Origin of the sequence: Pseudoxanthomonas sacheonensis (assembly GCF_010093305.1) — a bacterium.
Lineage (GTDB): Bacteria > Pseudomonadota > Gammaproteobacteria > Xanthomonadales > Xanthomonadaceae > Pseudoxanthomonas_A > Pseudoxanthomonas_A sacheonensis.
The window spans coordinates 1-11,927 of the sequence record NZ_PDWS01000011.1 but is presented as its reverse complement, the minus strand read 5'-3'; the positions used below and the strand labels follow the sequence as shown (position 1 = coordinate 11,927).

At 63.1% G+C, this 11,927-nt stretch carries 12 protein-coding genes; 10 read left to right on the top strand and 2 right to left on the bottom strand.

The genetic code is table 11. From position 1 onward, the window contains the following. Positions 1 to 4 precede the first annotated feature (4 nt). The 9 genes from CSC73_RS10610 to CSC73_RS10570 all read left to right on the top strand — a co-directional run bounded on the left by CSC73_RS10610 (position 5) and on the right by CSC73_RS10570 (position 6,863). Positions 5 to 619: a dihydrofolate reductase family protein gene (locus tag CSC73_RS10610; RefSeq protein ID WP_163840413.1), complete on the top strand. Its 615-nt coding sequence runs from the start codon at positions 5 to 7 to the stop codon at positions 617 to 619. Between the two features lie 260 nt (positions 620 to 879). Next, positions 880 to 1,464 carry a helix-turn-helix domain-containing protein gene (locus tag CSC73_RS10605; protein WP_163840412.1) on the top strand — a complete coding sequence of 195 codons (585 nt, stop codon included), beginning with the start codon at positions 880 to 882 and terminating at the stop codon, positions 1,462 to 1,464. A 157-nt stretch (positions 1,465 to 1,621) separates the two neighbouring features. Further along, positions 1,622 to 2,215: a hypothetical protein gene (locus CSC73_RS10600; protein WP_163840411.1), complete on the top strand. Its 594-nt coding sequence runs from the start codon at positions 1,622 to 1,624 to the stop codon at positions 2,213 to 2,215. A 91-nt stretch (positions 2,216 to 2,306) separates the two neighbouring features. Further along, positions 2,307 to 2,807 carry a nuclear transport factor 2 family protein gene (locus CSC73_RS10595; protein ID WP_163840410.1) on the top strand — a complete coding sequence of 167 codons (501 nt, stop codon included), beginning with the start codon at positions 2,307 to 2,309 and terminating at the stop codon, positions 2,805 to 2,807. Between the two features lie 174 nt (positions 2,808 to 2,981). Further along, positions 2,982 to 3,383, top strand: a complete 402-nt coding sequence (gene arr, locus CSC73_RS10590; RefSeq protein WP_163840409.1) for an NAD(+)--rifampin ADP-ribosyltransferase — start codon at positions 2,982 to 2,984, stop codon at positions 3,381 to 3,383. Positions 3,384 to 3,539: 156 nt separating this feature from the next. Further along, the gene (msrA, locus tag CSC73_RS10585) at positions 3,540 to 4,076 is read left to right on the top strand and encodes a peptide-methionine (S)-S-oxide reductase MsrA (RefSeq protein WP_163840408.1); all 537 of its coding nucleotides are present in this window, start codon (positions 3,540 to 3,542) and stop codon (positions 4,074 to 4,076) included. 394 nt (positions 4,077 to 4,470) lie between these two features. Then, entirely contained in the window at positions 4,471 to 4,818 is a 348-nt protein-coding gene (locus CSC73_RS10580) for a hypothetical protein (RefSeq protein ID WP_163840407.1), read from the top strand. A gap of 181 nt (positions 4,819 to 4,999) precedes the next feature. Then, on the top strand, positions 5,000 to 5,947 hold the full coding sequence (locus tag CSC73_RS10575; protein WP_163840406.1) for an alpha/beta hydrolase family protein: 948 nt from the start codon (positions 5,000 to 5,002) through the stop codon (positions 5,945 to 5,947). 85 nt (positions 5,948 to 6,032) lie between these two features. Next, positions 6,033 to 6,863: a CHAD domain-containing protein gene (locus CSC73_RS10570; RefSeq protein ID WP_163840405.1), complete on the top strand. Its 831-nt coding sequence runs from the start codon at positions 6,033 to 6,035 to the stop codon at positions 6,861 to 6,863. A gap of 132 nt (positions 6,864 to 6,995) precedes the next feature. Here CSC73_RS10570 and CSC73_RS10565 read toward each other — a convergent pair whose 3' ends face one another. Both CSC73_RS10565 and CSC73_RS10560 read right to left on the bottom strand, forming a co-directional pair. Then, positions 6,996 to 7,652, bottom strand: coding sequence for an SRPBCC family protein (locus tag CSC73_RS10565; RefSeq protein WP_163840404.1), 657 nt, complete (start codon positions 7,650 to 7,652; stop codon positions 6,996 to 6,998). A gap of 120 nt (positions 7,653 to 7,772) precedes the next feature. Continuing rightward, the gene (locus tag CSC73_RS10560) at positions 7,773 to 8,477 is read right to left on the bottom strand and encodes a response regulator transcription factor (protein ID WP_163840403.1); all 705 of its coding nucleotides are present in this window, start codon (positions 8,475 to 8,477) and stop codon (positions 7,773 to 7,775) included. A gap of 391 nt (positions 8,478 to 8,868) precedes the next feature. Here CSC73_RS10560 and CSC73_RS10555 point away from each other — a divergent pair. Continuing rightward, on the top strand, positions 8,869 to 11,927 hold a 3,059-nt coding region (locus CSC73_RS10555; protein ID WP_163840402.1), incomplete at its 3' end, for an isopeptide-forming domain-containing fimbrial protein.

The window sequence follows — 11,927 nt, the reverse complement described above, 5'->3', positions numbered from 1 at the left end:
CAGCATGCGCAAACTCACCGTCGCCGAACACATCAGCCTGGATGGCGTCATCCAAGGTCCCGGCGGACCTGAAGAAGATCCCAGCGGCGAATTCCCGCTGGGCGGCTGGACAGTGCCCTATGCCGACGAAGCCATCGGCCAGGACTTGCAGGATATGTTCTCGCAGCCGTTCGAGCTGCTGTTGGGGCGCCGCACCTACGACATATGGGCGGCCTACTGGCCGCACGTAAAGGCCGGCAACGCCATCGCCGACCAGTTCAACAGCGTGCCCAAGCACGTGGCCACCCATCGGCCCGATACGCTCGGCTGGCACAACAGCCATGCGCTGCAAGGCGACCTTGCCGATGCGGTACGCGCGCTCAAGCGGCAGGACGGCGCCGACCTGTTGACGTGGGGCAGCAGCGACCTGGTGCGCCAACTGCTTGCCGTCGGACTGGTGGACGAGTTCCGGCTGATGATTTACCCCGTCGTGATCGGACGCGGCAAGCGCTTGTTCGGCGACAACGCACAACCGTCGTCCTTCACCATGACGCGCTCGGCCCGCACGGCCAGCGGCGTGCTGCTCGGCCGCTATACGCGCAGCGGCGAGGTGCGCACGGGAACGTTCGAAGAGGTTTGACGATCGGTGCAGTAATGGCATGCATCGGTTAGGCGAAGGCTCCGTCTTTTCTTCTCTTCCCTTGTGGGGGAGGGAGATCGTGCTCCTTGCGAAAGTAGAGACATGAGTTATGAGCCGTGTTGGTTCCAATGCGGCGTTTCCGCAGGAGCCCGTTATTTTTGCCGCTTGTACATGCGTTGGCGGTAAATTGGCGGGCATCTGGCGTCACCGACAGATCGCGATCCGGTCTACTTTACCGGGCCAAGTGACTGGAGACCGGCATGTCCTTTAGATCGTGGAGAGAACGGAAACTGCTTTCGCAGGAGCGGGTCGCCGAAATGAGCGGCCTGAGCCTGAGGACGGTCCAGCGTCTGGAGGCCGGGCACAGAGTCAGCTATGCCTCGCTGCGGGCCCTGGCCGCTGCCTTCGAAACAGATGTCGATTTGCTGGAGCGGGAGCTGTACGCCATGAACGAGCCGACGGACGATTTCGTGGAGATTCCCAGATGGGTAAGGCTCATGAACGACGGGCTCTGGTTCGGCGGCCCGCGCCTCAGCCGGCGGGATATGCGCATGATCGAGGTGCTATGCGTAGGCTGCGCCGTAATCGTATTCGCAGCGTCTTTCCTGGTCGCCTCGGACATGACAGCGAACCTAGTCCGCATGGGTGCCGTCGTCGCGCTTGTGGCCGGCTACGTGGTGTCCGCATTCCTCCGCATCCACGACAGATACAAACTATGGCCAGGCTCTGGAAGCGCTGCGTCCGAACCACGGCCGCGCACCTGGCGAAGCGTGGCGGCGGAGTACGCCTTGTTCCTTGTGGCGGGAATCCTGGGCGTCGCAATGATGGGCTGGCTGGTTCTCTGATTAGTCCGGCGCGCCTTCTTTATACGAAACAGGATAGGGCGTGCCGGAGAATCGGCGGGAACTGGAACCTGATTCTCGCAGGTCCCGGTTGCGGCTACGGTAACGTGCGCTACCCGCACATCCACCGTCGAACGTCTGCCATCGAAGGATCGAACCCATGACTGCTCTGCTGCCCGCCGAACTCGCCTGGTACGCCACCGGCCGCTTCTACCGCACCAACGACGGCGCACTGGCCGATTACGGCTATTTCCTGCACCTGCCCATGTTCGACGTGCCGCTGTTCGACGGCGACCCCGGGGAGACGACCGCGCATTTCACCTTCGCCGCCACGCCGTTCAAGTCGCAAAGCATGGACAACGGCGCGCTGTCGCTCGGGGTCGATCCGGTCGGCGAGTTCTCGCTGTACCTGCAGCGGCGGCCGGCGGGCAACTTCGACGATCCGGCATCGTTCGCGCAGGGCGAACGCATCGCCACTTTCCGCCGCGCCAGCCTGGTCGTGGGTACGACTGTCGCCGCCACCATCGGTACCACGGCGGAACCGCTGATGAGCGACAACGTGTTCTCCGCGCGCCTGATCGCCAGCACGCCATTCGAATTCGGCGGCGGCCACCACGATCTGGCTCGCGGCATCGGACAGGGCGTCACCCAGTTCGGCACCGCCGCGGTCACCCCCGTCGTTCCGCCGCCATCGGGATATGACCTGGTGCTGCCGTTCACCGGCTCGGCCATCGCCCTGGGGCGAGTGGGGTAGGCCGGCCTACAATCACGGCCAGCCCCCATCCATGCCGGCGGCGCTTGCGGTGGCTTGATACAAGCGCCCGGCATCACCAAGGATCCTCTGCATGCGAAGTCTCCTGCTGTCGCTCCTGTTGGCGCCGCTTGGCGCCTTTGCCGCTGAAAACACCCCCGAGCAAACCGTGTCCACGCTATGGAGCGCTTTGTCCAACGACCCTGGGGCCACTGCGGATCTCGCCGCACTCAAGCGGATCTTCCATGAGGACGCCGTGGTCTTCGGCGGGCGGTACAAGGAAGGCGTTCCTCTCGTACAGCGCTCGATGGCCGAAGATTTCCTCAAATCCTACGAGCGTCCCGGGCAGAAAGGATTCCATGAATGCGAAGTCTCGCGGGTCGTGCAGACCTACGACCGCTTTGCGGTGGCGTACAGCGTTGTGGAGTCGAGGACCGACAAGACTGCGGCGGCGCCGGACTTCGTCGGCGTCAATAGCGTCCAGCTGTACAAGATGGGTTCGCAATGGAAGATCTTGTCGTTGTACTACCACGTGGAGAAGCAGGGTCTGCCCATTCCTCTTGGCGACGGACGCCCGGGCAAGTGCATCGCTTGATGAGTTTGGGCTGACCGCATTTTTTTTTTCGTTGCGCTCCGTGGCGCAAAAAAAAAGGGAGGCGCCGCGCGCCTCCCACCATGAATTTATACAACGCATGGGGGCTTGCGGCAAGACCGCCTGCGTGATGCAGCATCGGCGCCTGTCGAAACGACAGGAAACCGGAGTGGCGCGATGACCGATACGCAAACGTATTACCACGGCACCAAGGCCGATCTGCAGGTGGGCGACCTGATCGGGCCGGGCTATGCCTCCAACTATGGAAAAAGAAAACAGGCGGCTTTCGTTTATCTGACCGCCACCCTGGATGCGGCCATCTGGGGCGCCGAACTGGCCGTCGGCGCAGGGCAGGGCAGGATCTACATCGTGGAACCGACAGGACCCATCGAAGACGACCCGAACCTGACGGACAAGAGGTTTCCCGGAAATCCTACGAAGTCATACCGTTCCCGGAATCCATTCCGCATCCTCGGCGAGGTTACGGATTGGAAAGGCCACTCGCCCGATCAGCTCAAGGAAATGCACGACCATCTTGAGGATCTCAAGCGGCGCGGCATCGAGGCGATCGAAGAATGAGGGCCGTAGGCTGGGTCGTCCCCATGGATCGCTTTTATGCCTGCGTCCCGCACAGCTAACGGACGTCCCGGTACTGCGGCAGCGGCATTGAAAATGCCGCGTTGGGACATATAAGTGGAATACGATGTTTCTACACGACTCGCTGAGGAAGCCGATATGAGCGAACAAGAAAACGCCACCAGCAAATCAGGTTCCAACGGGCAGGGCACGGAGATCGCCACCCTTGCCGGCGGCTGCTTCTGGGGCGTGGAGGAAATCCTGCGCGCGGTGCCCGGGGTGATCGATACCGACGTGGGCTATACCGGCGGCTGGCTGGAGAACCCGACCTACGACGACACCCACGACAGCAAGTCTGGCCATGCCGAGGCGATCCGGGTAACGTTCGATCCGTCGGTGCTCAGCTACGAAGACCTGCTGGAAAAGTGGTTCTTCAAACTGCACGATCCCACCACGCTCAACCGCCAGGGCAACGACGTGGGAACCCAATACCGGTCGGCGTTGTTTCCGCACACGCCCGAGCAGAAGGCGACGGCCGAGCGGGTGATAGAGCGCGTGAACGCTTCCGGCAAATGGAAGCAGCCGGTCACCACTTCCATCGAGCCGGCCGCCACCTGGTATAGCGCCGAGGCCTACCACCAGGATTACCTGCGCAAGCATCCCGGTGGGTACAGCTGCCACTTCATGCGGGACTAGGGCATCGGAACTGAGACTGTACGATCTCAAGCGATCGACGAAGAAGCGGACTCGCATCGTTCGTCTTTCCGGGCGGCTCCAAGCGCTCATGAGTCTCTGAACAACTCGAACGCCCCTCGAATGTCATCCCGGGCGTAGCGAGAGATCTGCTATTGCGAGCGGTGAAGCAGATCCCTCGCTACGCTCGGGATGACAGGGCAAAGGGTTGTTCAGAGCTTCCCCCAACAGGCCTGGCCGGCCCCATTCCACCTGACGAATAGACCGTGCACCTTGCGCCGCCAGCGCAATGAGGCAGCGGTCTGCCGGCTGAGCGCTGAACCTCGCCGCCGCGGGCTCTTGTGCGGAATCGGTTATATGGTATAAAAGGTATAAATAATTTACAGAATTCCGTGCAATGAAGGCGAACCAGTCGAAGAGTGGCAGCCGCAAAGCGCCAGCCGCTGCAGCCAAGGCGGCGAAGCCGGCCGCGCCGGAGAAGCGGAAATCCGCCTTGGTGGCGGCTCCGGCCCAGCCGCTGAAGAAAGACAAACTGATCCGCGACAGCTTCACCTTGCCGCGCGAGGACTTCGAGCTGATCGCGACGCTCAAGGATAGGGCGCTGGATTTCAAGCGGCCGACCAAGAAAAGCGAACTGCTGCGGGCCGGTCTGCAAGTGCTGGCAAGTCTGGACCAGACCAAGTTGCGCACGGCGCTGGAAGCGTTGCGCCCGCTCAAGGCCGGGCGTCCCAAGAACAAACCCTGACTGCGGACACGCCGCAAGACCGTTGCCGGTCGACCCGGCGCGACAGCCGTGCTGCGCCGCCCCATCCCATACGACTCTCCGACCCATGAAGCTCAAACACCTTTCACTTCTTTCCTTGTTCCGCCGTCCGACACGCTTGCGCATTGGCGCGCTGGTGCTCGTGGGAGCCGTGCTGGCATCCATGTCCGCTTGGCTGAGCGCGAGCGTGGATTCTGCTGCTGCTGTCTCCTCGCACGCGGTTTCGGCTACTGCCGGCCAAGAGCGTTTCACCGTCACCGACCTGGAGTGGACCGATACGGCCCGCGCGCGACGCGTGCCGGCGCGCCTGTTCTGGCCGGATTCGGCCGACCGCGGGAAAGTCCCGTTGATCGTTTTTTCGCATGGTATCGGCAGTTCGCGCGATGGGTATAGCTACCTGGGGCGGTACTGGGCCAGCCACGGCATCGCCAGCCTGCATTTGCAGCACGTGGGAAGCGATCGCGCCCTGTGGCAGGGCAATGTGTTTTCGCTGGTTTCCCGTTTCCAGCGCGCTGCCGGCGATCAGGAAGCGATCGCCCGCGTGCACGACCTGAGTTTCGCCCTGGACCGTTTGCTGCAAAGCGGGCGCGGTACGCACATCGCCCGCGACCGTATCGTCGCCGCTGGCCACTCCTACGGCGCCAACACCACGCTGCTGGCCGCGGGCGCCAAAGTCCTGCGTAACGGCCACCTGCTGCAGTTCCGCGATCCGCGCCTGCGCGCCGCCATCCTGATTTCGGCGCCGCCTTTTTACGGCGAAAAGGATTTCGCGCCGATCCTTTCCGGAATCGGCATTCCCACCTTGCATGTCACCACCACCGACGACGTCATCCGCATCCCGGGCTTCGGTTCCGGGCTGGAGGACCGGCTGAAGATATTCGACGCCACCGGCGGCCCGTTCAAGGCGTTGGCCGTCTACAAGCAGGGCAGCCACAACGTATTCACCGAGCGGCGCTACTTCGACTCGCTGGAAGTGGCGACCGAGGTCAAGACCGCGACGGAGGGATTGTCGCTGGCCTTCCTGGATCAGGTGTTCGGACAGGCCGACACTCTGGAGCTTTGGGAACGCAAGCATCGGGCGTTGTTTTCCGAGTACGTGGAGCGCCGCTAGCCGGTCGTTCGCGGGACGATGTCAGCTCTACGGGCCGAGCCGTAGTTGAAGTATGCTGGCCCGCTCGCGGCCTGCCATGCCTGTCATGAACGCTCGTTCGGAAGATGCGTCGTCGGATCTGGGCGTCGCTTTGCACGGTATCGCGGACGATCAGTTGTCGCGCGCGAACCATTACCTGGGATGGCAGGGCGGTCACCGGCACAAGGGCGTGCACCAGGCGCGCAAATCCATCCGGCGGGTGCGTTCGATTCTGGCGCTGGCGCGCACTGCGTTGGGGCCCGGCGCGGAGGCGCTCACTTATCTTCTTTCCGAAATAAACCAGGGACTTTCCCGCACGCGTGATGCGCAGGCGCTGGTGGAGGCGATCGATCACCTCTCGGCCCAGACCCATGACCGGAAATGGCTGGCGATACTGGGCAGGGCGCGACGCAATGCGGTCACGGCCCGGCACGACGTGCTGCGCGAAGCGCTGGCCGCGGATCCGGATCTGCTTCAAGCCCGCGGCATGCTGATGCAGACCAAAGCTGCGCTGGAGGATTTGCCGTGGGATGCGGTGACCAGGCAGGAGCTGGAAGCGGCGTTTTCCCTGAGCAGGGAAAAAACCAGGAGAGCCGCGAAAAAAGCCGGCAAAACAGGCGACGACGAAGATTGGCACCGCTGGCGGCGCAAGGCCCGGCGGCAATCGCAACAGCAACGCATTCTGGCCGAGGCGGGAATCGAATCCTCCGTCAAGTACGACGACAAGGACATCGCCACGCTGCTGGGAAAGCAACAGGATTGCTCGCTGTTGCTGGAATTCTGCCAATCAGGACATTCGCCGATCCGTTGGACGGACCGCAACCAGCTCAATCATTACGTCGAGAAGAAGCTGGCGCTGCTGCGCAAGGAACTCGCCAAGCATTCGGTCAATGCCTAGGGAAGGTTCGAACGACCCTTGCACTGTCATCCCGAGCGTAGCGAGGGATCTGTTTTCCCTGCAAAAATAGCAGATCCCTCGCTACGCTCGGGATGACGTCCGAATTGTTCAGAGGTTTCCTGGAGGCGGACGTCAGTCGCCGATTCCGCGCGGCAAGGCCAGGCCCGAGGCGCCTGCCGCCACCTTGCGCACGCTGGAGATCGCGGCCGCCGACAGCGAGCGGCGCGCCAGGGCGGCGGGAACCCGGCCGCCGACATCGGTCAGGGAGGCATAGGTCAGCCTGGTCCCGGTGCCGGTTGGGGTCAGCACCCATTCGCCCCGCGAGCGCAGCGCGATGCAATCGGGCTTCGGTTTCTTGCCCATATAGTCGAGCGATACGAACCGTACCCGGATCTCGCCGTTGGCATGGGTGTGTTTTTCGAAGCGCATGGAATAGCAGCGCTCGCTGATCAGCGGCGTGCTGAGCACGTCCGACCAGATCGTCAACTCCCGCTCGCGCTTGATGAAGGTACGGCTGATGTTCTTGTTCTTTTCGTCCAGGTATTTTCCGAACAGATAGTCCGCGACGGTTTGCGGAGAAACCCTCAGCGACGTGCTGACGCGCAGTTCGTCGAAACGTTCGCCCGCAAGCGGCCGCGTCTCCATCCGTATGCCGTCTTTTTCGCTGGCGATGCGCCACTGCTGGGCCCGCAAAGGGCCGGACGCAGCCAGTGCGGCGGGAAGCAGCAGGCAAACCAGATATCTGGCGGCCGTTGTCCGCTGCGCCACTGAGTTGCGGAATAAAGCCATGTCGCCCCTCTCTCCGGTGCCGGACAGCTCCGGGGAATTGGATGCCGCTGCGATGACAGCATCAAGACAGAATCGCTCTGCCGGATTATCCGGAGGGGAGCGGTCGAAGAGGGTGTGTCGCTATGCTCCCGGGAGCAGTACATAGCCGATGCCACGCACGGCGTTCAAAGGCAGCTGCTCGCTGGTGGCCGACAGGACTTTGCGACGCAATCGGTGCACCAGCATCTCCAATCGGTGCGGATCGAAATCATGGATGTCCCGCGCCAATTTGGAAATGATGGTGTCGCGCGGCACGGTTTCGCCAGGAGAGGCCGCCAACACATCGATCAGCAGGCGCTCGGCATGGGTGAGGCGAACTTTCGTCCCTTGAGGTGAAGCCAGGTTCCAGTCTTGCACCTCAAAACGCCAGCTAGGCGGAGGCCTGTCCACGGTGCGTAAGGCGTTGAGCTGATCCAGGCGCCTAAGCAGACTGCGGACCGTAGCTGTCAGCATGCCGATGTCGATCGGCTTGGTGATGTAGACATCGGCGCCTTCGTCCAGGCCGGATATGTGATCGGATTCGCGCTTATGCCCAGTCAGGATAATCCCGGCCTCGGTCACGGTTCGCAGGTGCTTGGCGATAGCCAGGCCGTTTTCACCCGGCAAGTCGACATCTAGCACGAATAGAGAAAAATGCTGCGTGAGCATGCAGCAGTAAGCCTCGGCAGCGCTACCGGCCCCCACTACTTTGAAGCCGATATCTTTCAGGCCTGGTACCAGGACGCCTTCGCGCATTCCAATGTCGTCTTCCACCACAAGAATGCAGTGTTCCGTACTGCCCGCCATACAACCCCCTGTTGCATATGCCAGCGTCCCGCGCAGTGCGCGGGAATAGAAATTGATTGTTTTCCCCGGCAAGCCCTGTACGAGCCGAAAGTGCAACCCGCATCACAAAAAACTGCGGGTCCGCACGAAGCGTCCAAGCAGAAATGCAGATTACGGTGAGTTTTAGCAGGTTTTCGTGCGTGATGTCTACCGCTGCACTTGATTAAAGTGCGCGTGGGGAAGGCCTCCGCAATGCAGGCCGTCATCGATTGCTGTGAAGAGAACATTCCGTTCTGCCTTCCCTGTGGGAGCGCGGCGTATCGGCCGTGATCTGACCAGTCGCGTATGCGTTGGCCGAGGGCCAAGGAAGCGGGGAATGAAGCAATCAAGTTATGGCGTCTCGATTCCATGCGTGCGGCGGTTAGTTAGGGTCTTCCGCCGGTTCGCTTTCGCTCCGCTCATTCTGTTGCTCGCCGGCCAGTCCGCTTTCGCGCAGACCTCGGTCGACAACGTGGCGCGCATCGTCAATCCCACCGGACTGACCTGTTCCGACGTTGCCACCAATCCGAACTGCGAGCAGGCCGACAACGCTCTCGTCAGCGTCACGCCGGCCGTCACGGATTACGACTTCTGTCCTGTCGGCGTGGACAAGCCGGTCTTCAGCATCGTCAATGGCGTGCGTATCTCGCGCTACGATCCGGGCGCAGGCAACGACGCTTTCGTCACCGATCTCGACTTCACGGTGGCCGGCAACCTCAACGGTCTGATGGTCGACCCGGTCCGCAACCGGTTGCTGTTCATTTCACGCTCGGGATCCAACTCGATCCTTTGGGCCTATGACTCCGCCAACGGTGGCTGGTACCAGGCTACGGCGCCGTTCGCATCGCCCGATTTCGCGCGTGCGGGCATGGCCCCCGACGGCACCGGATATCTGATCGCGGGCGGCGTTGCCACGCCCGAAGTGTGGGAAGTGAACGCGGATCCGACGCCCGGCAGCTTCGGCTATACGGTCCAGAGCATCGGAACCTTGTCGTACGATATCGCGCCCACCGACTTCGGTTCCGGCGATATCGCCGTCGATAGCGCAGGTGCGGGCTGGTTGTCCGCGGGTCAGGACCTCTATCGGATCGACTTCAGCGCCGGGCTGCAGGCGGTGCGCCAGACCCGGCCGCTGCTCAATGGGTCGCCGACCACGATCAATTGGGCAGGTGTCGCGTTCACCGACGACGGCAGGCTTTACGTTGCGGACAATACCGCCAGCAGCCGGTACTACATCTACGATCCGGCCACCGGTACGCTGACGCCGGGGGTATCGACCACGGCGGCCGCCTCGCGCGACCTGGCGTCTTGCGCGTTCCCCACCATCGCCCCGCCGGATCTTTCGGTGGTCAAGACGCTCGCACAGATCAACGGCGCTCCGGCCGGTGCCGGCGCCACGGTCGCCGCGGGCGATACCTTGACCTATGCGATCCAGATCGCCAACACGGGCGGTTCGGTCGCGACCCTGTTCCCGGGCGAAGTGGTGGAAACGCTGCCCGCCAATACCACGGTGGTAACGGCCGGCAACGACTTCACCTGCGCTGGCAGCAGCTGCCCCAACACGGCGACGGCCAATGTCGCGGCCGGCAACAGCATTACGCTCGGCTTCGTCGTACGGGTCGACGATCCGTTGCCTGCGAACGTCACGGCCATCGACAACACGGTCGCCGTAACGGGAGTGAATTGCGCCAGCGCCGGCAACGATTGTGCAGAGACGACGCTGTTGAGTCCGATAGTGACGGTCGATAAGACCGTCAATCCGGGCAGCGGTACGGCGGTGGCTGTCGGCGATACCCTGACGTACACGCTTACGGTCACCGTAGCCAACGGCGTTACGACCACGGCGGAAGTACTGACCGATACCCTGGGTGCCGGCCTGACCGTCGGCACCTTGCCGGCCGGCTGCACGTCTTCGGGACAGGTCGTCACTTGCACGCTGGCGGCGGGCGCGGCCATCGGCACGCATACCTTTACCTACACCGCCACCGTCGACGCCGCAGCGACTACGTCGGTCAGCAACAGCGTGGTGCCCAGCACCGGCAGTTGCTCGACCTGTACCACGACCAACCCGGTCGATTCGACGGTGACGGTCAGCAAGGCGGTGAATCCGGGCAGCGGCACGGCGGTGTCGGTCGGCGATACGCTGACCTACACGTTGACGGTGAATGTCGCCAACGCGGCCACGACCGCTGCGGAAGTGCTGACCGATACGCTGGGTACAGGGTTGACGGTCGGCACCTTGCCGGCCGGCTGCACCTCTTCGGGTCAAGTGATCACCTGCACGTTGGCGGCGGGTGCGGCCATCGGCACGCATACCTTTACCTACACCGCGACCGTGGACGCCACGGCGACCACCTCGGTCAGCAACAGTGTGGTCCCCAGCACCGGCACCTGCTCGACGTGCACGACCACCAACCCGGTCAACCCGACGGTGACAGTCAGCAAGTCCGTGAATCCGGGCAGTGGTACCGCGGTGTCGGTCGGTAGTGCATTGACCTATACGCTGACGGTGAACGTGGCCAACGCGGCGACCACCGCTGCCGAAGTACTGACCGATACGCTCGGCGCCGGTCTTACCGTAGGCACGTTGCCGGCGGGCTGCACGTCTTCGGGCCAAGTGATTACCTGCACCCTGGCCGCTGGCAGCGCCATCGGCAGCTACACCTTCGTCTACACGGCGACGGTGGCTGCCACGGCGACCACCTCCGTCAGCAACAGTGTGGTCCCCAGCACCGGGACCTGCTCGACGTGCACGACCACCAACCCGGTCAATCCGACCCTGACGGTCGACAAATCCGTGAACCCAGGTAGCGGCACCGCGGTGTCGGTCGGCGATACGTTGACCTACACGCTGACGGTCAACGTCGCCAACGCAGCGACGACCGCTACCGAAGTGCTGACCGATACGCTCGGCGCCGGGTTGACCCTCGGTACGCTGCCGGCAGGCTGCACGTCTTCGGGACAGGTCGTTACCTGCACGTTGGCGGCGGGTGCGGCCATCGGCACGCATACCTTTACCTACACCGCGACCGTGGACGCCACGGCGACCACCTCGGTCAGCAACAGTGTGGTCCCCAGCATCGGCACTTGCTCGACGTGCACGACCACCAACCCGGTCAATCCGACGGTGACGGTCGGCAAGGCGGTGAATCCGGGCAGCGGCACCGCGGTGTCGGTCGGCGATACGCTGACCTATACGCTGACGGTGAACGTGGCCAACGCGGCGACCACCGCTGCCGAAGTACTGACCGATACGCTCGGCGCCGGTCTTACCGTAGGCACGTTGCCGGCGGGCTGCACCTCTTCGGGCCAAGTGATTACCTGCACCCTGGCCGCTGGCAGCGCCATCGGCAGCTACACCTTCGTCTACACGGCGACGGTGGCTGCCACGGCGACCACCTCCGTCAGCAACAGTGTGGTCCCCAGCACCGG

What these genes read in the sequence shown, in the direction of transcription:
- msrA (WP_163840408.1), top strand. Translation starts at nt 3,540, where the DNA reads ATGAGCGAACAAGAAAACGCCACCAGCAAATCAGGTTCCAACGGGCAG.
- CSC73_RS10575 (WP_163840406.1), top strand. Translation starts at nt 5,000, where the DNA reads ATGTCCGCTTGGCTGAGCGCGAGCGTGGATTCTGCTGCTGCTGTCTCC.
- CSC73_RS10610 (WP_163840413.1), top strand. Translation starts at nt 5, where the DNA reads ATGCGCAAACTCACCGTCGCCGAACACATCAGCCTGGATGGCGTCATC.
- CSC73_RS10580 (WP_163840407.1), top strand. Translation starts at nt 4,471, where the DNA reads ATGAAGGCGAACCAGTCGAAGAGTGGCAGCCGCAAAGCGCCAGCCGCT.
- CSC73_RS10595 (WP_163840410.1), top strand. Translation starts at nt 2,307, where the DNA reads ATGCGAAGTCTCCTGCTGTCGCTCCTGTTGGCGCCGCTTGGCGCCTTT.
- CSC73_RS10600 (WP_163840411.1), top strand. Translation starts at nt 1,622, where the DNA reads ATGACTGCTCTGCTGCCCGCCGAACTCGCCTGGTACGCCACCGGCCGC.
- arr (WP_163840409.1), top strand. Translation starts at nt 2,982, where the DNA reads ATGACCGATACGCAAACGTATTACCACGGCACCAAGGCCGATCTGCAG.
- CSC73_RS10570 (WP_163840405.1), top strand. Translation starts at nt 6,033, where the DNA reads ATGAACGCTCGTTCGGAAGATGCGTCGTCGGATCTGGGCGTCGCTTTG.
- CSC73_RS10565 (WP_163840404.1), bottom strand. Translation starts at nt 7,652, where the DNA reads ATGGCTTTATTCCGCAACTCAGTGGCGCAGCGGACAACGGCCGCCAGA.
- CSC73_RS10560 (WP_163840403.1), bottom strand. Translation starts at nt 8,477, where the DNA reads ATGGCGGGCAGTACGGAACACTGCATTCTTGTGGTGGAAGACGACATT.
- CSC73_RS10605 (WP_163840412.1), top strand. Translation starts at nt 880, where the DNA reads ATGTCCTTTAGATCGTGGAGAGAACGGAAACTGCTTTCGCAGGAGCGG.